At 38.1% G+C, this 23,643-nt stretch carries 17 protein-coding genes and 1 tRNA gene; 1 reads left to right on the forward strand and 17 read right to left on the reverse strand.

Annotated elements, in window-relative coordinates; all coding sequences use genetic code 11:
• Positions 1-117: 117 nt before the first annotated feature.
• The 6 genes from LIT25_25845 to LIT25_25870 all read right to left on the reverse strand — a co-directional run bounded on the left by LIT25_25845 (position 118) and on the right by LIT25_25870 (position 10,242).
• Entirely contained in the window at positions 118-2,436 is a 2,319-nt protein-coding gene (locus LIT25_25845) for a protease inhibitor I9 family protein (protein ID USK36414.1), read from the reverse strand.
• 25 nt (positions 2,437-2,461) lie between these two features.
• On the reverse strand, positions 2,462-2,824 hold the full coding sequence (locus tag LIT25_25850) for a hypothetical protein (GenBank protein ID USK33871.1): 363 nt from the start codon (positions 2,822-2,824) through the stop codon (positions 2,462-2,464).
• Positions 2,825-3,454: 630 nt separating this feature from the next.
• Positions 3,455-3,787, reverse strand: a complete 333-nt coding sequence (gene csaA, locus LIT25_25855; protein USK33872.1) for a chaperone CsaA — start codon at positions 3,785-3,787, stop codon at positions 3,455-3,457.
• A gap of 37 nt (positions 3,788-3,824) precedes the next feature.
• Entirely contained in the window at positions 3,825-4,721 is an 897-nt protein-coding gene (locus LIT25_25860) for an EamA family transporter (protein USK36415.1), read from the reverse strand.
• Between the two features lie 92 nt (positions 4,722-4,813).
• Positions 4,814-5,515, reverse strand: a complete 702-nt coding sequence (locus LIT25_25865) for an AraC family transcriptional regulator (protein USK33873.1) — start codon at positions 5,513-5,515, stop codon at positions 4,814-4,816.
• Between the two features lie 332 nt (positions 5,516-5,847).
• The gene (locus tag LIT25_25870; protein USK33874.1) at positions 5,848-10,242 is read right to left on the reverse strand and encodes a S8 family serine peptidase; all 4,395 of its coding nucleotides are present in this window, start codon (positions 10,240-10,242) and stop codon (positions 5,848-5,850) included.
• Between the two features lie 645 nt (positions 10,243-10,887).
• Here LIT25_25870 and LIT25_25875 point away from each other — a divergent pair.
• Positions 10,888-12,078: an MFS transporter gene (locus LIT25_25875; protein ID USK33875.1), complete on the forward strand. Its 1,191-nt coding sequence runs from the start codon at positions 10,888-10,890 to the stop codon at positions 12,076-12,078.
• Between the two features lie 885 nt (positions 12,079-12,963).
• Here the strand turns inward: LIT25_25875 and LIT25_25880 are convergent.
• The 11 genes from LIT25_25880 to LIT25_25930 form a co-directional block, all read right to left on the reverse strand.
• Positions 12,964-13,323, reverse strand: coding sequence for a LysR family transcriptional regulator substrate-binding protein (locus tag LIT25_25880; protein ID USK33876.1), 360 nt, complete (start codon positions 13,321-13,323; stop codon positions 12,964-12,966).
• Between the two features lie 488 nt (positions 13,324-13,811).
• On the reverse strand, positions 13,812-14,291 hold the full coding sequence (gene rlmH / locus LIT25_25885; protein USK33877.1) for a 23S rRNA (pseudouridine(1915)-N(3))-methyltransferase RlmH: 480 nt from the start codon (positions 14,289-14,291) through the stop codon (positions 13,812-13,814).
• A gap of 82 nt (positions 14,292-14,373) precedes the next feature.
• Positions 14,374-14,529, reverse strand: coding sequence for a CxxH/CxxC protein (locus tag LIT25_25890; GenBank protein USK33878.1), 156 nt, complete (start codon positions 14,527-14,529; stop codon positions 14,374-14,376).
• 183 nt (positions 14,530-14,712) lie between these two features.
• Positions 14,713-15,930 (reverse strand): S1C family serine protease, encoded by a 1,218-nt coding sequence (locus tag LIT25_25895; protein USK36416.1) that lies wholly within the window; start codon positions 15,928-15,930, stop codon positions 14,713-14,715.
• Positions 15,931-16,034: 104 nt separating this feature from the next.
• Complete coding sequence (locus LIT25_25900; GenBank protein USK33879.1) at positions 16,035-16,829, reverse strand: MBL fold metallo-hydrolase; 795 nt, start codon at positions 16,827-16,829, stop codon at positions 16,035-16,037.
• A gap of 6 nt (positions 16,830-16,835) precedes the next feature.
• Positions 16,836-17,642 (reverse strand): two-component system regulatory protein YycI, encoded by an 807-nt coding sequence (locus tag LIT25_25905; GenBank protein USK33880.1) that lies wholly within the window; start codon positions 17,640-17,642, stop codon positions 16,836-16,838.
• On the reverse strand, positions 17,629-18,975 hold the full coding sequence (gene yycH / locus LIT25_25910) for a two-component system activity regulator YycH (protein ID USK33881.1): 1,347 nt from the start codon (positions 18,973-18,975) through the stop codon (positions 17,629-17,631). Before yycH ends, LIT25_25905 begins: the two co-directional genes overlap by 14 nt.
• Complete coding sequence (gene walK, locus LIT25_25915; GenBank protein ID USK33882.1) at positions 18,965-20,809, reverse strand: cell wall metabolism sensor histidine kinase WalK; 1,845 nt, start codon at positions 20,807-20,809, stop codon at positions 18,965-18,967. Before walK ends, yycH begins: the two co-directional genes overlap by 11 nt.
• A 5-nt stretch (positions 20,810-20,814) precedes the next feature.
• Positions 20,815-21,519, reverse strand: a complete 705-nt coding sequence (gene yycF / locus LIT25_25920) for a response regulator YycF (protein ID USK33883.1) — start codon at positions 21,517-21,519, stop codon at positions 20,815-20,817.
• A gap of 269 nt (positions 21,520-21,788) precedes the next feature.
• Positions 21,789-23,243 (reverse strand): peptidoglycan DD-metalloendopeptidase family protein, encoded by a 1,455-nt coding sequence (locus tag LIT25_25925; GenBank protein ID USK33884.1) that lies wholly within the window; start codon positions 23,241-23,243, stop codon positions 21,789-21,791.
• Between the two features lie 280 nt (positions 23,244-23,523).
• Positions 23,524-23,596 (reverse strand) — tRNA-Phe (locus LIT25_25930).
• Positions 23,597-23,643 lie beyond the last annotated feature (47 nt).

Consider the following 23,643-nt stretch of genomic DNA (forward strand, 5'->3'; position numbering starts at 1 on the left):
CTATGGGAACAAAAAAGGACAGAGAGTCTCAAACCCCCTGTCCGCCTGGTATGAATTTTGTCTTTTGTCGGTACCGGACACCATTGCCCTTATACGCTGACACCATAGCTAATTACGTTATTTTAAACCTAACTGACTTAACACCATATCCAACGTAACACCCTTATACGTATCTTTCGCTTTAGGGGCATTTGGAACAGAGTCATTTTGTAATCCATAGTTTTTAATTACATAGTCCATATCCTTTTTATCAACAGTGCCGTCGAAGTTCAAATCGGACCCTGATGTATTTTTACCCCAATTTTTTTGAAGTTCGATTGCATCTAATACATCAATGACATGATCTTTATTAACATCTCCCGCTTTAGCTGGAGATAATAAGTAACCCATTCTTCTACCGATTGCTTCTCCTCGAGAGTCATACGATAATACTAATGGCTTATACATCGTAAAATGACCTGGTACATCTACCTTAAGTGTATAAGCATTTTTATCAGCTTTCAGTCCATCAGCATTGTAGCTGCCGGATTTGTTTGTTAGAGGAGCTTCAGCAACTGTTGTTCCATCATAAGACGTGACTATAACTTTTGCACCAATAGTTCTATGGTCTAAAGCGTTGTTACGTTCGCCTGTTAAAGGATTCAACATTCCCTCAAATTGCATTGATCCCTCTAACCTTGAAAAAGTTGAATTCAGTTTAAAAGTCTCAATATACGTATAAACATTATTAGTTTGTACATTGGATTGATCAATGGTCGTTCCCTTCATCTCATTATCAAACCAGTTGATAGGCGAACTTTTCGAATACATATTAGATGTTTGTAAGTCGAAATTTACTAACTGCATATCTTCTGGTAAAGCTTTAGTTCCTAAATAGTTAAATGTAATCGTATAATACTTATTTAAAGTATCTGATGTGGTTGTTACAGTTACTTCTGCATTACCATATTGCTTCACTGCATCACTTACAACAACATTTTTAATGGTGCCATAGTCTCCATAGTGTTTCATTACCGGAATGGTAATCTTTGCCGTTTTTAAGTTTTTAATATTGTTCGAACGGAAGGAATAATTTACTGTTTCTCCAGTCGAAATAGATTGTTTATTTGCTTTTAAATAATAATATGGGGTAGTATCAGTAACAAAAGCAACCCGCAGCATTGCCGTAGCATCTGCAGTAAAGTTTCTCGCAGCATCCATAGCATAGAACTGAACTTTTAATGGTGTTGCTTGTTTTCTCACTAGGATTTGATCCTTGTAATCCCCATTTTTATCAGTGTAGATTGGCTCATATGGCCATGGTCCATTGTAAAAGGAAACAACTGAATTGTTTGATTGATCAACAGGAATACCTAAGCGCTTTGCCTCTTCTGCTTCAGGATCATTTACATTGATATTAAAGTCATATAAAAATTGTCCTTTTGTATCAAGCTGACTTAAATTATATTCAATCACTTTTTGATCTAACGAATCAAAGGTGGAGGTCATCGTTGGTTCTCCAACCTCGTAGATGAAAGCGGCTTCTTTAGTGAATGTTTTCCCTTGATTATTTGTACCAATCATTCTTAATTTGTATTGACCCGTTTTGGCAATGACAAATTGACTGTTAATCGGATTTTTCTTATCACCCGTATACGGGTAGTAAGCCCCTGCGAATCCGCTAGGATTACTTAATAGTTGGTTTTCATTCAATAATAGAGCATTGTAAGATCCAACTAAACCAAGATCTTCACCTGTTTTAGCATCTTGTAATACCACATCTAAAGTCCTCATATGTGACTTTAATTGGAACTTAAATCCAAGGTAAGGAACTGCATTTTCTGGCCAAGCTGTATCACCAGAGTACATAGGATTAGTAATCGTAAATGTATCGATTCCTTCGTTTACTACTCGACCGCCAAATGGAATTTGGTAGGTTTCTGTTGGATCTTCATCATTTGTAAATACAATATATCCCTCATATGTTCCTTTTTCAGCTGTTTTAGGAATAGACAGATTAAATTTGATGACTCTCTGGCTATTTCCTTCTATATTGACTGAAGTTGGCCCATCTAATGTGACATTATTTAAAGCTGCATCCTTTGAGTCTCTTATTCCAGTTTGGAATTTCACATTTACATTAAATGTTTTAGCTTTTTCACTTCGATTATTTAACATGAAATTTCTAACTTCTGAAATATCCTGGTGTAGACGTTCTAGTCCATCATAAGGCGCATAATTCGCAACATTTGCTTCATCCGCTTTTAACTGTTCGCTATTCGCGGTAGGTGGGTCTATCGAAAATGTTGTATTGCTCCAAACTGATTTTACTGCTTTTGATTTTAATAGATTTTTAATTTGGTTAGCTGGCAGGCTCATCGATACACCATTAAATGCATGTTTATAGGAATGGTGAATCTTGTAATCTACCGCTTTATTTTTTTCGTCTGTTAAAATTTGTCCTAAATCCTGAGTGAAGGTTTCATGATTTTTGTACTAAACTTGCTGCTTCCTCTTCAGATAATGATTGACCCTCTGCAGCTGCCTCTATTTTGGCCACTTTAACAGGCTTATTGGCAAATTCCACAATAACTGATGTTTGTTTGTTTGACTGTAAGTCAATATCCGATGAAATTTGGAGTCCAGATGTTTCATTGGTAGAAAGTTCATGAAGAGCCGCTCTTTGTTCAGATGTTAAATTAGCAAGCAAATTTTCAGTATTCGAATAACTAACCGCTTTCGCAGTAGTTGGTACTTGTCCAATAGAACCTAAAATAAAGCTAGATGATAGAGCAGCAATAACTAAGCTTTTGACAATCCTACTTTTGCGTGCTTTTTTTTTCATTTTTTTCCTCCAAGTCACTTTATTACATATGTAAGTGCCGATAGATAACGAAACGATTTTAAAAGATAGTTTTAGACCTCCTGCCCTTCGTTTTTCCCATAACAAATTACTTATGTATTTATAACTATACAAAGTATTTTAAATATTGTAAATTGGGGGAAATTTAAATAAATGGTTATTCAAAAGAACGCATATTTCATTAGCATTTTTATGAAGTAAATAGTCAATTAATATCAAAATTTCAATAATTTCACAGAAATAAATTATAAAATTTGTGGTAAAAATAATTTTTTGAAATTTTTGTAAAAAAATAAGGACAAGCTTTACCTGCGATTCCCCCAATACCCTTCATGAAAATTTCAAGCTATTATATTTATTTTTCTGAATATTTAATATGAAAGAAGTCTTTTTTTATTTATTTTGAGAAAAACAGGGGGTTATAAAGATGAAAGGATTATGGAGAAAAATTTTTCAAGCTACAAATGTGCTTACATTAGCCAGTAGTAGTATTTTGGGAACTTCCGTGATTAAATAGATTCCTTTATCCATCATTGCTTCTCCATTAAGGTATACCCTAGTGCCATTACACCCCCTCCTTCAATTTGTCCCTGATACCCAATAGGGCATGTATTATGAGATTCTTGTTCCATTACTAATGAGTTCATCGGGCTTTAAAAGAACAACATCCCCCTCTTCCGGAACCCCACCTATTACCAATACCTCAGATTTAAACCCCGCAATACGCATTGGCGGAAAATTAACTACGCCTACCACTTGACGTCCACAAAGTTGTTCAGGATCATATCTACGTGTAATTTGAGCGGAAGAATGTTTTATGCCAATCTCTTCTCCAAAATCAATTTCTAGTTTTATAGCAGGTATTCTTGCTTCAGGAAAAGATGTTGCATTGATGACCGTGCCAACACGAATATCTAGTTTTAGAAAGTCTTCAATATTTGCCATACTGATCTAACCACCTTTTTACAATTTCCAATATCACTCATTTCTGAGTTACCCTCAGTTCCTTTTCGCTGCCAGAATTTTTAGACGACCATATTAATATTCCGATTCCTAGCATTAAGAGGAAAATCCCTAACCATGAAGTTATATTTAAGTTTTCGCCTAATATGAAAACTCCTAATAATGCTGCTGTTAACGGTTCTGCTAACGCAAGTGTAACTGCAGTTGATGAAGAGACATGGATAAGACCTTTGGCAAAAAGGAAATATGCTATCCCAGTCGCCATCATCCCAAGTTGAAGACTTACACTCACACCTCGAAAACTCGTTATCCAAGACATGTCAAAAACAAATAAAAATGGAGATAAACAGATTGCACTAAGAGTGAAAACGACTGCTACTACTGATAATGACGAATGGTTTTCAACTAAAGTTCTACTTATAAGAGTATAACTAGCAAAGGATAACCCAGCCCCAAGAGCCATTATTATTCCAACAGGGTCTACATATACTGATTCTTTATTGTCAAAGAGCATTAGACAACCTAATATTGATAGGAAAGTAGAGTACCACCAAACTTTTGATGGACGAATCTTTAAATATAACCATTCTATGAGACCTGATAAAATAGGTGCACTCCCAATTGCTACCCCTGTCCCAATGGCCACTCCCGTAATCGAAACTGCCGAGAAAAATAATGGCTGATACAATGCCATACTTAAAGAAGCCATTATCGTTGTCTTGATTGGCCAATTTTTAAAGTTGAATTTCCCTATTATCAGAACAATTAATACTAAAAATATACCTCCTACCGCTAAGCGAGTAGCCCCAATAGCAATCGGGTGTGCTGTTTCCGGCGCAAGTGCCTGAGTTGTACCCGTGGTCCCCCAAAGTATTGCTGCAAGTAATATTAAAAAAGGAGACAATTTTCCCTTCATTTTGCTCACCTCAATAAAAAAGATAAAAAGAATATTCAAACTTATAATAGAAAATTCCTTAAAAATTTTCTTTACCAAGTTTAATATCCTTTTTATCCATTATTAAGAATTCTATATTTTTGTGGAGATATTCCCTCACAACTAACAAACCACCTTGTAAACGATGAAGAATTCTCAAAACCTAATTCCTCACTAATCCTCGACATGGACCATACTGTTGAATTTAATAGATGTTTAGCCTCTTTCAAACGCAGTTCAGATATATAAACTTTTAGGCTTTTCCCGGTTTTTTTCTTAAACCATGCAGAATAATATACTGGATGGTAATGCTCCATTTTTGCTAAAGTTTCTAATCTAATTGGCTCCTTATAATTTTTATGAATATATTCAATAGAAGGGGGTTTAGAGATTTGAAGTTTGTTGGTCACATATCTAGTCAAATCTACTAAGGAGGATATGTTCTCCTGACTCTTCGCCTCTTCCAATAGCAAATAACGGATAGAAGCCCATTGTTTATCCAACTGTATATACATGCTGCTTGTATTCTCTGGTAAATATTGTATTGGAATATCTAAGATTAAAAATTCATTTCTGTCTTTGGATCGGTAGTTATGATCAAACTTTGGAGGAAGATAAAAACAGTAATCTGAGTTAAGATTTATCTCTTGCCACTTCGTTTGTATATCTAAGGTGCCTTGTAATGGAAAAAGAAATTGGCCAAACTCATGTTGGTGAGATTTAAACTCTCTAGAATAGGACCTTTTCTCACAAGTTACTTGGTTGACACTTTCCATTTTACTCCCCCCTTAATCTTACTTTAGATATATTATAATTCTAAACAAAGATCTAAATAAAGAATTTGCAAAAAAAGGGAGCACGAATTGATTTAAATCTTGTTTAGGATTTCTTTTCCGATAACAACTTCAACCCTCTGCTAACCACTATTTGTGATACGGTTCACCGCAACTAATCTAAATGAGGTTAATAAACTTGATTACTATCATATTCTACATCATTTTTATTAGTAAAAAGAATCACTTAAAATCCTTTCCACGTTCTAGCGGATATCTTAATCAATAAAAAATAACAAATGCCAAGACGTTGCCTTGGCATTTGTTTGCTTCTGTTACTTTTTCGGTTCAAGACCGATTGCACGTAAGTAGTCTTCTAATCCTTTATTGCCGTGTTTTTCTTTTGGTTTTTTATTTTTTGGAGCATCAGGTCCTACTCGTAAGAAGTTCTTTTCAATGAAGCGAACATCTATTTCGTCAACAATACCGTCTTGATTTAAGTCTTCTTCCTTATGATCCTTTCCGTAAAAAGCAACCACTTGGATGACATCAGAAATATCAATCATTTTATCGCCATTCACATCTCCCGCAGCAGCTGTAGGCTGTTTTGCCGCAGCGAATACATACCGTCCAATATCCTCGCCCCAAGTCGTTTTTGTACCTAAATTCACTTTTTGAATGCTCTTTAAATGTCCAGGAGCTTCAACAACAATATCGTATGGTTCTTTTGAATACGGGATATTTTTCACACTGAAAAATCCTTGTGCTTGGTCAACTGTTCCTGGATATTTCACTCCGTTAGAATCCTGCGCGTATACTTTTGCTCCAACCTTAGTTAAATCTTTAGTCGATTGACCGCTGAATCCTTCAAGGCGCATATATGAATTAACCCATGAATGCTTTGGAATAATTTTATAGCTGTCAATTTGGTTGAACAGAGTCATTTTTGTTGGTTCAGACTCTCCAAACTTCGTGTAGCTGAAATCTTTCGTATTTTCTTCTCCGTCCATAGTATCCCATAGAATATAGAAATGATCGTCTACTAGCTTAAACGTTACATCAAGGAACGGGCTGTCCCCGCTAAATCCTTGAAATCCATTTCCGCTTATATGAGCTCCTACGTTAACGCTCTTTTTAGACCAGGTATAAACTGGGTGCTCCTTTACGACTGGTTGGTCTACAGTTACAGTTAAGCCTTTGTCTTGTGCATATTGTTGGAACTCTTTATTCACTTTTACATCTAAAAATTCAAAATTCTTATAAAAACCAAGATCGTACGTACCTGACATAAGTTTCTCAACATTGTTCAAACTTAACGTCATTGTTAACGTATCGTTTTTATAGACTTTTTCTTTATCGTAGGTCGGCACTACATAAGGCGTACCTTCCTTAACAAAGGCATACGGATAGAATTCATTTAATAAATGGGCGTTTGTAGCCTTATCCATTGGGAATAAAATAACGGTTGCAGGCCCATTCTCAATGTCTTTCTTCTCAATACCAAATTTCACGTCTCCGTTCGCTTCAACAGGAAAATCTCCATCTGGGAATACTTTCTGATTTAGATAATACCAAAGTGTGTTCGAAGACTGTGTCATGCCAAGTGGTGCTAATTGTTTTGTGCCTTCATCGTATAGATTTGCATGAACCCAAAATGCGTTATGAGCTTCACCGTTAAGTGTTTCTTGTGTAAAGTCTGAATCTTTTAACTCATACACCTTACCTGGAGCTTTATCTTTAAAGGTAAGCTTAGGTAATGTATTGTCAACAACAAATATTTGCTCTTTCTCGTAAGTTTTACCGTCAGCATCTACTGCTCTAAACTTCAGTGTATATTGACCTTCTGGTAATACTGATTGTGGTAGGTTAATATCCGTTATCTCATCTTTCGGATCTCCAATAAACGGATAGTAAGAAGCGCCATAGCTTATAAATAAATCTTGGTCTATCGGTGCTGTTGCAGCATCGATAGGTGTTGGACTTGTGCTTCCTAGTGCACGACCGTCTTTGTCATAGATAATCGCTCGAACATTTTTCATCGGGCTATTTATTTTGAATTTCAAAAATCTCGTAGGACCCGCCATAAATGGATGTACAGGATTCCATAACACGTTGCTGATGGCTGGACTATCCGTTTCAATACTTTCAATCCCTTTATCAACTGCACGAACAGCGAACGGCACACGATAGCTTTCTTGTGGATTTGCATGATTGACAATATTCACATAACCTTCGTATCTGCCCGTTTTTGCTGTTCCTGGTACACGAATCGTCGCTGTTAAATCAGCCGATTGTCCCGGTTCAACAGTAACCGACTGAGCAGATGCCGTCATTTCTACCTTATTGGACACTGCGTCAAGAACACCACTTTTAGCCTTGGAATATTCATAACTGATATCAAAAGCTTTTTGCCCGGTTCCGTTATTTTTAATAACCATTTTACGACTGTCTTCATTCGTATCGTTTTCTTTTTTATAAATCGTACCATAAGCAATTGAACCTGTTTCTTCGTCAATCGTAACAAGATTGCCATTATTATCCCTATTTTGCGTCTTGTCCATAACTTTAACAGATACATCTGCATGAACGGATTCTTTTACATCGACTAATCCTGCTCCTACTTCATATACAGAATAATCGCCAGTTAATTTATCTGATGTATTCATTAACGCCGCTTTCACATCAAACGGAGTGTAGTCTGGATGTGCTTGTAAAATAAGAGCAGCCATACCAGCTACATGAGGCGATGCCATTGACGTTCCAGAAATACGTGCGTATGCAGTCGAATAGTCGATTCCATCTTCTGGACTATGAACGTATTCCGGATAAGTGGAATAGACAGATACACCAGGTGCTACTACATCAGGTTTGATGTCATAGTTCTTCGTAACAGGTCCTCTTGAGCTGAAGCCCGCTAGATGATTTCCTTCTGTTACAACTGAACCAACATTACTAAAAGTAATGGAAGAAGATTCTGATGCTGCTTTTAAACGCTCTCCATCTGCTTTCGTTATACGGAAAGCAGGGATGAAATTGGTTTCATTAGCCAGATAACTGTCGATTTCGCCATCGACATTGTTATACACAATCACAGCGGCTGCTCCCGCTTTTTTAGCATTGACCACCTTTTCGGCTAACGCGTACGCTCCACGCTGAATTAAAGCTACTTTTCCTGTTAAGTCAATTGGTTGACCATTTGCATCTTTAAAATCGTTCTCCCCACCTAAACCAACATAGACCACAGGATACGATTTGTTCACTAACGTTTCTAAATGATCATGATAACCTTTACCCAACAGCTTCATGTTGTTGAACGTTTCACTGCCAACGGTCGCTGATGCTGTAGGAATGCCCATTGGGAAGTCGCTTGCTCCAACTGTAATAGCAAACGCTGCTGTTCCTGGAGAACCAAGCGTTTTCTCACCCGGTCCTGAGTTACCTGCTGCTACTGTACATGTCACACCAGCAAGTGTAGCATTATTAATAGCAATGGATTCTGGCATTAACGGATCGTTTACGGGAGCACCCAAAGACAAGTTAATAACGTCCATTCCATCTTGTACAGCTTTATCGATACCTGCAATAATATCAGTAGACCATCCGCTCCCCCATGGACCTAACACGCGGTAACTATATAAATCAACATCAGGCGCTACACCTAAAGACGGAAAATCAACACTATTTTCCCCTTGACCTGCAATCGTACCTGATACGTGAGTACCGTGAGACGTATAATATGAACCGTTAGGATCAGTCGGCTTTCCTGCATTTACCCAATCTTGATACGTCGTTTCGGTTGGATCAGCATCATTATCGACAAAATCCCATCCCTTTACAGTTGCCGGATCAATAGTCGTTGAATCTTCTCCATCTTTTTTACGATATCCTTTATATGCGTCCGTTAAATCCGGATGCTTATAATCAATACCTGTATCAAGGACGCCAACTTTAATTCCTGCACCCTTAACGTCTTCTCCATGCAAATCTTCAATACCTGGAAGAGGAATATAATTCTCTTTCAACGTCTTGGTAGAAGTATTTTGCGCAGACACACTGAGCTTCTCTGATAACGATGTCGTTGTGGTCGATTTTCCATTACTAGCTGTCAAATCATTCGTATTGGAACCTTCTGGTCCGACTGGATCAATTTTTACAGCGCGATCTGCAAAAATTTGGCTTACTAAGCCAGACTCTAATAGTTTTTCCACATCTGTTCCTGGGAGCGTCATCGCTACTCCGTTAAACGCGTGCTGGTATTCTCTAGTAATCTTAATTTCTGGTTGTGAAGCAGGAGTAGACGGAGTGATGGCATTAACTCCTGCTTTTTGTTGCTCCATTCCTTGAACAAACTCTTTAAACTTTTTATGATTATCCTTTACCTTTTTAGTAGCTTCTTTCAACGAAATCTCGTTTCCATCTATTTGCTGCTGAATGACTGCTACTTCTGCTGGAGCTTGTTTAAATTGTACAATAACGCGAACTTGCTCTGAGCTGTTGACGTTGATTTGTGGTGAAATTTTTATTTCACTCTCAGTGCTAATTTTATTCATTGCCTCAATCTGTTCAGGCGTTAAATGATATGTCCCTGTTTGAGAACGACTTGGAATCGGACCTTGAATCGCGCTTTGGATTTGGTCATCAGCCAAAACCTTAAATGGAACGATAGAAGACATCAAAATACAACTAATTGCTGTATTAGCAACTATTTTTTTAAACTTATTTTTCCCCAATTTACTTCTCCTCCTGAAAACGACATGATTCGTTTGTCTTTTTAAAATATTTCGATAAATTACTTTATTTGTTTTATTGTACTTAGGAATTTTCGTATAGTAAATGGGGGGATTTTAATGTAAAACTCATAAAAAATGGGGGATTTTAATGCTAAAATATTGTAAAATTTCATCTTTTTGTTTTTGTAGTTAGGTTTTTACCTAATTTGAACTTGGGGGAAATCCATTTTGGAGGAATTAATTATTATAATATTTTACCAATTTCATATTTTTGTTTTTAATTTGCTAGGATTAGATTTGCCTCATGATTAATTCATTTTTTTCTATTATTGTTATTTCCTTTACTTCATGATAGTTTCTTAGTTCCTAATGATAAAATTCCTTCCTATGATCTCAAATCCATACTAACGAACCTCATTTACTTACTAATTTTCTTAATACCTACTGCTACCAATAGCATTATCAACAGAAGTGTGCTTTCTTAAATAGTTTTCTGCTAACTCCCGTTGCATTGTCGTTCCTGTTATCCATTAACCTCTATTTGATAAGAAAGGGTTTTTCTCGCAAAAATATTTTATGGTAAGATGTTTAGGTCGTGTATCTACTATCTGACACATTTACATTCATCTAAGAAAAGAGGTATTTATGCACCCCACAAAATTATCCAAGCGACATTGGTTGCTCATCTTAACACTTTCTTTATTAACATTTGTTCTCGGGACAAGCGAATTTGTTATTGTCGGAATCTTAACCGATATTTCCTCGAGCCTTCATATGACAAATGCAAAAGCAGGCACACTCGTTTCTGCGTTTGCAATTACATTTGCCATCGCCACACCACTAGTGATGTCAGCAACAAGTCATTTTCCAAAGCGTAAATGGATGTTGTTTTTGATAGGATCTTTCATCGTCCTGAATGCTTTGTGTGTAATCTCGACAAGCTACATCATGCTCCTTGCACTTCGGATTATGACAGCGATTGTAACAGGAGTATTAATCTCTCTAGCCATGATTGTTGCAAGTGAAACCATGCCGATTAAAAAACGCGGACTTGCTATATCATTCGTTTTCGGTGGTTTCACACTTGCAAATGTCGTTGGAGTGCCAATTGGTATTGTCATCTCCGAATCGTACGGCTGGAATGCCACTTTCATGTTAACTACTTTCCTAGGAGGATTGGCGTTTTTGGCATCTTTTTTCGTCTTGCCTACTAGACTCAGCCAAATACGCAGTTCGATACGGGATCAGTTTTCTTTAATGACCAATCCAAGAATTTTGATGGCTTTTTTCATTCCTGCTCTCGGATTTGGCGCAACTTATACCGTCTTTACGTACCTTGTTCCTATCTTGAAGGGAATGGAAGTACCAAATCATTCAATTAGTTTAATCTTATTTGGTTACGGATTTATCTCGATTTTCAGCAACATCCTCGCCGGTAAAATTGCCAGCCACAATGCAATCGGTCGCCTTCGGTTTGTTTTTCTCGTGCAGGCAGTTGTTCTGACAAGTTTATTTTGGACTACAAATCATTTTATTTTAGGACTGGCAAACATTGGCTTGATGTCGTTAATGGCCATCCTCTTAACAACATCTACTCAGCTTTATTTAATAGACCTCGCCGGAATTTATCAGCCAAAAGCAACAGGACTCGCTGCTTCACTTATGCCAGTGGCAAGCAACGTAGGTATCGCTTTTGGTTCTGCATTAGGCGGAATTGTATACCATCAAGGGAATTTAATGAATGTCACATGGGTCGGTGGAGTAGTTGCAGTCTGTGCAAGTCTGCTAACTTTCTTTTGTCATCTTTTAGATCAAAAACAAAAGAAATCAGCATAAAAGGGAAGCAACAAACGCTTGGCATGCTTCCTATGGTATCTCCAGAAGAACCAAAATCTTTCCATGCCATAATTAATGATATTACAGTAATCCCTTTATAAAAAATTGAAAAAAAGAAGTATCAAGGACGTTTAGTTGTTCTTTGATACTTCTTTAATAAATACTGCTTACTATGATTGGGTTTCGCTTTTATTAACAGTGACTATTCTATACAATTTTAACTAATATTCTTTATTACTTTTCAAAGTTATTCTTATTTTTATTTAGAATCATCATTATAGTTTTTATTTACATATTTATAATGTAATTATTTACTTCCTAAGAAGTGGGAGTTTAAATTAAACAATCAAATTTATGCCGGGTTAATCTCTCAAGCAGGAGCTTCTATACAATTTCAAGGAGCTGGAAACTGGATTGCAACTCTTCCAAAATTGCAGCAGCAACAAATTTTCAGAGAAGACTTTACTATGTCTAGTAGATGGGATGAGGAGTATGGTGATCGCCAAACGGAGATTGTTTTATATGAATAGGACTGAAATTGAATCGGCTTTGGATAATTGTTTATTAACGGATGATGAAATGAGCTCAGACTGGTCATTATTTGAAGATACACTCCCACCATTTATAAGTGCAGATTAAGTTAATGAGTTCATCCAAATGAACAGTAAGTAAAACGCCCTTTAAGTGCATCTTGTGCTTCGGATTAAACATCCACTACACTATTACCGTTTGATTTAGAGGATGTTTGTCCGTCGCTCTCTTGGAATGTGGATAGGCATGGTGCATTTACTTTAGATAATGAGAGATAAATCTCTTCCTACTCTTTTAAAGGCTTCCGAAGATACAATTTCGGAAGCTCTGCGCTTCACTATCAATAGATACTACCTATATTTTCTCTATTTCCACTGACCTAAATGACATGCCGATGAATCGTTCTATAACTCTTTTCATGAAACCTTCAGCTGCTTTACTCAAATATTTGTCGTTACGGTAGAAGATATCAAGTTCTCTCGTTGGTGCATTTTCAATAGGTATTGATCGAATACCTAGCGATTGGAAGTTTTCGATAAGTTGGCTGGGTTGAATAGTAGCACCAATGTCTTTTTGAACGAGTTGAAACAATGATGTAGCCGAGCCGGTTTCCATAACACTATTAATCGTTATTCCTTGTCTATCACACCATCTATCGATTAAGTCACGACCGCATTTCCCTTGAGGATACATGACAAGTGGTATATCTACCAACTCTGATCAGTTTATTCACAAGTAGAACCTTCAATGGCTTTTCAATTTGGTCTACCCTTATTATTAGTAAGGGAAGAAGATACTGACGCAAATAATGGAATTTGGGCAGGGGGAATTGCCCCACTCAACCTGTTTATAGTTTGGCATTCTGAAACTCAAACTGTAGATCAATTCTTTAACACTCCTGAATGGAGATCAGCCTTTGCAAATTGGTGTGCACAAGTAAGAAATGCTTTTTATTTTCAGACAGAGCCTCAGTTCAAGTACAGATGTGACTGATAAACTGGAACTTTAGCAACAAGTCGAAAATATACAAGGTTTTGTTCACCTTTATATATTTTCGACTTATTCATACAAAAATTTTGTTATCAAAAACAAAATGATTTACTTCATAAAAACAGCTTTTAATGAAAGTAATTCACCAGTTGAAAGATGTGTCAAGAACAGTGAATCGTTCTTTAAAATTTTCACTAAAAGTAAATTTGTGCTTACTTATGATACGGTTCCCCCCGATTAATCCGAAAAGCCCGATAAACCTGCTCCACCAAAATCAATCGCATTAACTGATGAGGAAACGTCATTTTTGAAAAAGAAAGCGTATCATTCGCCCGCTTCATGACCTCGCTGCTCAACCCCAGTGATCCGCCAATAACAAATGCAACTTTGCTTTTTCCATAGGTAGCAAGGCGATCCAAGTCAGATGCAAGCTGCTCGGAAGATTTCATTTTTCCTTCAATCGCAAGGGCGATGACGTGGGTGTCTTCCGAGATTTTGGATAAGATCCGTTCGCCTTCCCGCTGTTTTACCTGCTCCATTTCGGATTCGCTTAGGTTTTCAGGCGCTTTTTCGTCAGGCAGTTCGATGATTTCGATTTTTGCATATGGTGTTAATCGCTTTAAAAACTCATCGATTCCCTGTTTTAGATATTTCTCTTTTAACTTTCCGATTGTACAAATTGTTATATTCACAGGCTATCCCCACTTAAGAACAGATTACCAACAGATGTTATCCACATTTGTGCACAACTTATCCACATTTAGTGTCCGAATATTAGTTCCCCACTATATATACAGCAGGGTTTGTGCACAATTCACAGGTTGTGGATAACTTGTTGATTTCTCTGATTTTTTCGATTTCTGGCGCAATTTCATGCTCGTCTACATACATATCAATGGCTAATTCTATGTGTTCTTCACAGCATTTCATTTGTTTTCTCCTTTTATCCACATGTGAGCCTAGAAAAGCGTCCGTTTAGCTCTGACAGACAGATAAGAATCCGGCATGACTTTTCCTAACGGATTTGTTCTGGCCGAGGAGTTGGGCGATGGAGCTAGACACCAATGCGGAAATTTATATACATTCTTCTCGTACAAAGAAAAAACAGGAGCTTTAACCCTCCTGTTCTTCTCCAAGCTTCAGCTTAACCGATTGTTCTTTTCCTTCCCGGTAAAAAGTAAGTTTTACACTTTCACCAACAGCTTTTTTATATAACTGTTTTCTAAGGTCGATAATATCTTTTACTTCTTGGCCATCGAATTCAGTAATAACATCAAGCTCCTTCAGTCCAGCCTGGCCTGCCGGTGAGACCGGATTTACGCTCATGACCACTACACCTGACCGTACTTTTTCCGGAAGCTTCAGTGTTTCTTCCCAATGATAGCTTGATACTTCATTTAAAGAACGCATGCCGATGCCAAGGAACGGGCGTCTGACTTCTCCGTACGTTTCTAAGTCATCAATAATTGGAACAGCAAGATTGATCGGAATAGCAAGCCCGATGCCTTCTACTGCTGATTGGGCAATCTTCATTGAGTTAATGCCAATTAATTTTCCATCGATATTCACGAGCGCTCCGCCGCTGTTTCCAGGGTTGATAGCAGCATCAGTCTGAAGAACTTCTGCATTCCAGTCAACCTCTCCATCATTATTGGAATCAACGGGAATGGCTCTTTCTGTACCAGAAATGATGCCCTGTGTGACTGAACCTGAAAATTGAAGGCCTAATGGGTTACCAATGGCAATGACGGGTTCTCCAGGCTTCACATTGTCAGAATTCGCAAATTCCGCGACTTGCTCCACTTGTTTGCTTTCTGTTCGGAGAACGGCCAGATCCATCAGCTCATCGCTTCCGAGGACTTCAGCAGGTACACGGGTTCCATCACTTAAGCTCAGTTCAACCTGAGTGGCTCCGGCGATGACGTGATAGTTGGTGACCACGAAAGCATTGCCGCCTTCTTTTTTGTAAATGACACCTGATCCTGTTCCAGCTTCGCCTTTTTCATTCCAGAAACCGGCTTCCTGAATATTAACCACGCCAACGACAGCTTTTGAGACTTTGTCGACAGCTTGGGTAACAGCCGTGCTTACATCGACTGAAATGTTTTTGGAAGGTTCGGTTGCGTTCGGAGTCTGATCCTCAGTTTCCTCTTCGTCATCTCCTAATGCCAGGTCATATGGAAGGATATCCATATTTGCAAGCACAGGAATGGAAAAAATGACAAGAAGACCTCCCAAAATAGCGCCAAGCAGGCCTGGCAGAAACTTCCCGCCCCGGTTTCCCTTTTGTCTTCGATTATCCTGTTCATAGTCCTGATCGTAATAACCCATCGATTTTCTCACCCATCCTTTCACAAAGCAAACCCTGTATGAATAGTGTGTATTTCTTAGCAATATTATACTCAAGGATATCCAAAAAAATCTATTTTTATATCTTAGACCTGAACGAGGGGCGTTGGGTTTTTAGGATCTGTATCGTACAGTTCAAACTGTTCGCCGGACATAAATCCTTTACTTGCAAGAGTCTGCTCCACAGACATCCTTGCGAGCTCTTTCATATTGTTGTCTTTGCTTAAATGCGCCAGGTAAATTCTTTTTGTTTTATCTCCGATTACATCGGTCATTGCAAGCGCAGCATCTTCATTTGAAACATGCCCTACATCGCTTAAAATCCTGCGTTTGACACTCCACGGATAGTGACCCATTCTGAGCATGTCCACATCATGGTTGCTTTCAAAAACAAAGGTATCCGCATTATCGATGATCCCCTTCATTCTGTCACTCACATACCCTGTATCCGTAATTAGTGCCAGCTTCTTTCCATCATGGTGAAAGGCATAAAACATAGGCTCTGCTGCATCATGTGATACGCCGAATGATTCTACATCTAGTCCTCCAAATGACTGAACGGTGCCCGTCTGGAAAATAAACTTTTGATCAGGATGAACGGCTCCAATCTGCCCTTCCATCGCATTCCACGTTTTCTCATTCGCGTAAATCGGCAACTTGTATTTTCTTGCAAGAATCCCTAAACCTTTAATATGATCACTGTGTTCGTGGGTAACCAGAATACCGGATAACTGATTGATTTTCTTTCCGATCATCTGAAACAGCACTTCCATTTGTTTTCCGCTGAATCCCGCATCAACGAGCAATGAATGCTGATCTGTTTCTATATAAGTGGCATTGCCCGTGCTTCCGCTTGCGAGAACACTGAATTGCAAGCTCATCGTCTCTCACTCCAATTTTTCATTAGAACGGATCACTTGTCCTTCTAATGCATTTACATAATAATCTTCTTTCTCATTTACAACGATATGCCATGTCGGCGCTAAAATCTGTTCTCCTGATAAAGGAAAAGGTGTATAGTAGCCAAATTGCACCTCTGTCACTTTGCTGTTTGGCTTTAAATCATTTTTGTTGTAGAGAGCCTCCAATGCCTTAATGGCAGGGAGGGTGTCCTGTCTTTCTTCCAAGTCCTCAATATTTTCAAGCATTGTCTGCTCATAGCTGACAATCTGATCCTTATCATTTAAATAGAGGGTCAGCATTCCGATGTTTTGATCAGTAGAAAGGTCCTGAAAGACCATTCTATCATTATATGTTTGAATATAGACGATCGTATTTTCGACTTTATCTGTCTTCCATAAGACATATTGATCTCCGTACAGAATGTTCTCGCGGACTATCTGATTCAATTTGCTTTGAGTATTTGTCTCAGGCAGTCCAATCGGCTTTTCAAATTCTGCTTTTAATCCGGTGAAGTTATTTTCAACATTAAGAATCTCCTGATTGGATAATGCCTTCAGTTCTTCCTCTGAGAAAACCTTGCTTTCGGCTGTGATGTAAGCCCCTTTTTCATTTCCCTTAGGAAGCTCGCCGTAGGTAATTCCCTCAGCTGCAAGCTGTTCTTCAACCGTTGCTTTTTGAATGACGTCATATCTGCTGTTTGTAATGATAATATTAAAATATTGAATCGCTAAAAATGTATTCAGAACGAGAAATGCCAGTATAAAAATGGATTTCGTCTTACTCCAATCCATCACTTTTACCTCCAAGCGTTTCATTTCCTGTCTGCAGCTTTATAAATTGGCCGCTCACCGTTTCTGCGTACCAGTACGGCTTAAGTTCAACAATTCTCGGCTCTGCTGTTGCAGACATTTCATAAGCAGGAAATACCCTCTTCACATTTTCTTTTTCAATGGTCTTTGTCTGCTCAAGCAGAGTCAGGATTTCTTTGCTGTTTGGCATTTTTACTGCATTCCGAACAAATCCTGTATCCAAACTGTATAGAGGGCGCAAATATGTTGCAATTTCGTTATTGCCCCAGCGCATGGAAATTTCAGTCGGTCCAAACGTATTGGTGTTATTTTCAAACACGGGAATAAAGTCTACCATTAGACGAAATGAGACAAGCTGGCTGTCAGGATCCATGTTGTAAAACTGATACTCATCTGTCCAGCCGCCATGATCGTTTAAGAACTCAATGCTTTGTTTCATAGCTTTGCCCCGTTCAATAAACATGCTCGGATCAATGGTCGGATTGACAAACCTTAATCTCTCCTGGCTTGGATAAACGGTCAGTAAGCTTGTTCCGTCTGTATAGACGTTCTGAGTAGGCTTCATTTCTCTTCTGACATAGCTTGGATTCGTAAAGAGCGCCTGTTTGAAATCCTCACCGTTAATGGATTCAATGATATACTTCCTCTGATCCAATTCAATTTTGCCCTCTGGAAGAAGCAAGTTCTTATCATCTAAGAGATCTATTGAAACATAAGGGTCCAAGTTTTCCTTTTTTTCAATGATGGATGCAATGAAGTTTCTTGCATTTTCGTTGCTGATCGATGCTTCATATACCAGTCTTTGCTCTACAGAAACGAAAATGATTTTTTGCGGCTGATTTGCTTTTCCCTGCGGCAGAACAATCCGGTCAAAAGAAGAGTAGATTGTTTTTTGCGATTTATATTGAAAGATAGATTGAAAGATTTCAAATGGAATTTTGTCACTGAAAACAAATTCTATTTTTTTTGTTTCACTTTTTCCATTCAGCCACTCATCAAGCTGATCAGAGGTATATCGGCCTGAGACATTTTTCACTTCGCTGATATTCCAGTTTCTCAGCTGATTCCATACAAAATCAATATTCTCAGCTTTAAACGTCCCATAATGCTCCGCATTTTGATGGACAAACATCTGATAGGGACGGATCACATTGGCCGGCTCTTTTTTCTCTTGGCTGATAGGTTCATTTTCTAAATACTGGCTGTTTTGTATAAAGTCATAGTTAGGCTTAAAGGTCCACAGGTTATACGTAAAAAACACACTGGAGCAGACCAGCAGCACTAATATAACTGTTTTTGCTTGTTCACGATTCATCCCAATCATCCTCTTGATCCCGGGTAAATGGAAGAGTAAATAAGATCGTTGTCCCTTTGCCTTCCACACTTTCCGCCCATATTTCCCCGTCATGCGCACCGATCATCTCTTTTGCTATAGCAAGGCCGAGACCTGTTCCTCCGAGCTTTCTTGTCCGCGCTTTATCTACACGGTAAAACCGCTCAAATATCTTGTTCTCGGTTCCTTTTGGAATTCCCATCCCCTGGTCTGTTACGCTGATTTGAAGCTTGTCCTCATGAACTTCAGCCTTAAAAGTTATCAGACCGCCCTCTGGTGAATACTTGAGAGCATTGGAAATAATGTTATCCAGCACTTGAGTAATCTTATCAGAATCAATGTCCACATAGAGTTTTTCTTCGGGCAGTTTACGCAAAAAAGTCACGTGCTGTTCTTTTGTCATCTCAAAGCGGTCAATAATCTGATTGAAGAAATTGGTAAAGTTAATCCATTCTTTATTAAAGCGATAATCTTTGCTGTCAAGCTTTGAAAGCTGCAGCAGATCATTAACAAGACGAATCATTCGTTCTGTCTCATTTTGAGTGACATTTAGAAATTGAGGAGCGATTTCTTTGTCTTCCCAGGCCCCATCGGCAAGTGCTTCTAAGTAGCTTCTCATCGTCGTAAGCGGCGTTCTGAGTTCATGAGATACGTTTGCTACAAATTCGCGTCTTTCCTCATCAATTTTTTCCTGTTCGGTAATATCATAAATGACGGCAATCAGACCATTATTCCATTTTTGCTCTTTTTGAATAACTGAAAAGTTTACTCTCAGGATGTACGGCTTATCCTCAGAGCTTGCATCCAAAATAAGTGAGTCCTGCTGTTCAATTAAACTATCAAACGTATACTCATCTTCAATTCCAAGGATTTTAGTAATTGGCACCTCATAAACGGTTTCACGTGAAACATTAAGCATTTCCAGGGCAGGATTATTAACTAGTATGACTTCCCCAGTTCGATTTGTTGCGATGACGCCATCGGTCATATGCGCAATAACAGATGCCAGCTTCTTGCGTTCTCCTTCTGTAGATGCCTGTGCTTCTTCAAGTTTATCTGTCAGATTATTAAACGTGATAGCAAGCTGTCCAATTTCATCATCACCGTATACTCTAACTTTTCTGGAGAAATTCCCCTTAGCAAGCTCAATCGCCTGTTTTCTCATATCAGACATTGGCCTTGTAATAGTACGTGCAAGGAATACACCCAGAATAGCGGTAATTGCCAAGGAAATACCTGTCCCTGTTGCTAAGATTCCATTAATCACCCGCATTTGAGAAAATACTTCTTCCATTGAAGCAACTAAGTAAAGAGCACCAATGGTTTCTTGGTCTATATTTTTAATAGGGGTTGATGAAATCCATACCCGTCTGCTTGTATCACGTTCAATATAGACTTTTTCATCAGGCTTTTCGAATACAAGCGTCCGTTTTACGAGAACTTCCGTTGTCCGTTTCCCGATAATATCGCTATTATTCGGATCTGATGTAGCGATTACGCGGCTGTTTTTATCAATGACTCTAATTTCCTGGATTTCATCCTTTGCAAAATCCTTTAAAATAGCCGTGATATCCTCTTCAAGTGTCGGCTGTGTGCCGGCAGAATCTTCTGTTCGTTCTTTTGTCATTTCCTGTTCTATGCTGTAATTAATGAAATTAATTCTTTGTGTAATGGAGGTGTTGAAGTTTTCTGTTAAAGATCTCTCAAGCTGCTGTACAAAATAGACTCCAATGATTTGCATGGCAATCATGATCAGGAGCACATAAACCATTACGAATTTAAAATGGATTGATCTAAAAAAACCTACTTTATTCATGAAACCTACTCCTGTTCAGGGTTTCGCAAGTAATACCCGACACCTCTTCGTGTCACAATCCAAGTCGGATGACTCGGATTATCTTCGATTTTCTCCCTAAGTCTGCGAACAGTCACATCTACAGTACGGACGTCACCAAAATAATCATAGCCCCAAACGGTTTGAAGGAGGTGTTCGCGCGTCATGACTTGTCCAATATGTTTGGCTAAATAATGAAGCAGCTCAAACTCACGATGAGTCAGTTCAATCGTTTCCCCGCGTTTAGAGACAACATAAGCATCAGGATGAATCGTTAATGAACCGATTTCAATTTCATTTTTATCTGTTTGCTGTTCTGGAGGAAGAGCCTGCAATCTTCTTAAATTGGCTTTTACGCGAGCTAAAAGCTCTCTGGTGCTGAATGGTTTTGTCACATAGTCATCTGCGCCAAGTTCAAGTCCAAGCACTTTATCGATTTCGGAATCTTTTGCTGTCAGCATGATAATTGGAATTTCGTATTTTTTCCGGACTTCACGGCATACTTCCATTCCATCTTTATTCGGGAGCATAATATCTAAAAGGATGAGATCAGGCTGAATTTCTTCTACCATTTCCAATGCTTCATTTCCATCATAGGCACAAAATACTTCATAACCCTCTTTTTTTAAGTTAAATTGCAGAATGTCTGCAATCGGCTTTTCATCATCAACAACTAAGATTTTCTTTTCCATGGCCAATCGCCCCTTTTATATAAGGTGTTTCTTTCCTTATTCTTAATTTACCACTTCTACTTAACAGATTCATCCTTTCAAGGCGTATTTCTTTTTAGCTATTTCCTAAATGTTCCGCGGTGAACCAGCGGAAGTGCGAAAAAAGGTTTGCAGCTGAATCACGTAAGAACTCACTGAAATTCACCCTCACCCTTATTTCTTTTCAGTGAAGACAAAAACTCGGCATTTTGCCGAGCTAAAAAGAGGAAAACCTCTAGCAAAGCTAGAGGTTATTTTTTCACGTAATCAAGCGGATTTTTCAATTTTCCATTTTGATAAACTTCGAAGTGCAAATGAACACCGGTAGAACGTCCAGTAGATCCCATCACACCGATTTTCTGGCCTTGAGATACTGTTTGACCTACTGAAACCGAAATAGAGTCTAAATGGGCGTAAACAGTTTTCATTCCATTGCCGTGATCAATCTCTACTTTATTTCCATACGCTCCAGAGTTTCCAGCTGAAACGATTTTTCCATTGTCTGCAGCTTTTATTGTTCGATCGCTTGGACGGGCAATATCTATCCCTTTATGCATTTTCCCCCAGCGGGTTCCGAGCTTGCTTGAAACATAACCGCCTACAGCAGGCCATGCTAATGAACCATTTCCGCGAGAAGGAACGACTTTCGTGCCTTTGACGATAATTTCTTTTACTGGTTCAGTAAGTGTTTCATCTTTTGTTGTTTCGCGTTTCACTTCATTGCCATTTTCTTTAAAAACAATATAATTTAACAGCTTTTGACCGTCTTTACCTTCTTGCTTCGTTTTCATGTCGCCTTTGAACATAGAAGAATCTTCAATCACTTCTGTTTCATAGACAATCGCTTCTTTCTTTGATACTTCTTCTTTTACAAGTACATTTGTAAATGGTTTATATTCTTTTACATTCAGTTCTTCTCCAGGCTTAATGATATCTTCATCTTTTAAGCTTGGATTCAGTGCAAGCAAATCTTCTAATGTAAGCTTATATTCAGCAGCTACTTTACTGAGTACATCTGTATCATTGACTTTATGCTTTTTCTCTTCAAGAGTTCCTTTTTCAAGAAGCTTTAAGCCTTCCTCAGCAGCAATCAGCTTGTCGGGAGAAACTTTTTCTTCAGTAACTGAAACTTTATCAGAAAAGGAAACGTCTAATATACGTGATTGGTTTTCTTTAATAGGCTGCAAAGGCACGGTGGATTTTTTCATCGTATCCAGCTGCTTTAAAACTTCCTCTGAAACATATTTGCCTTTAAATTTGTTTAATACGCTTTCGGCTTCTTCTTTGTTTTTGAAGTAAGCAACGTTTTTATCGTCTACTTTAATGGAAGCAGCTACTGCCACAACATCAAGTTCTGCATTCAGTTTAGTTAATGTTTCATCATTATTCGAAACAGGACGAAACATTTGTTCAGGGATGATTTCAATTTCTTCAACCGTTAATTGATAATCTTTATAGTTCTTTTTGGCCTCATCAATTTTCTGCTTTGAAAGGTCATCAATTAACTGCTGACTGTCTACTGTACCTGCTAGATCTCCATCTAAATAGACATGATAAACGGTTTCAAGATTTTCTTCTGCAGATGCAGATCCAATGCCAAATGACAGACCGCAAGCCATTGCCAAACTAAAAAAAGTCTTCTTCATTATGCTGTTTTTTGTATATTGAACGTTGTTTCCAACGAATCCATTTATGCGCTTAAACACGATTTAATTTCCTCCCAATTAACCACTGCTAAGTACTTTATCTATCATTTTATAAGCAAATAGTTCTATTTCGACAAAATTCTATTTTTTTACCGCTATATTAAATTAGCATATTATCAGACAATTACCTAGTGGTTTTGAAAAATGTAACATTTCTGTATTATTGGTGTCATAATTTACTGTTTCCTGTAAATATATGCCCATACAAGAAGGATTTTTCATGATAAAAAAGTCAGAAAAAAAAAGACATGCATCCTAAAAGGATCATGTCTTTTTTGAGTGGCTCGGGACGGAATCGAACCGCCGACACAAGGATTTTCAGTCCTTTGCTCTACCGACTGAGCTACCGAGCCATGTTTAAGTATGAGGTACAACATTTTTTTGTTCTTGGAACCTTCGC

It is taken from the genome of Bacillus sp. F19 (assembly GCA_023823795.1).
GTDB lineage: Bacteria > Bacillota > Bacilli > Bacillales > Bacillaceae > Bacillus_P.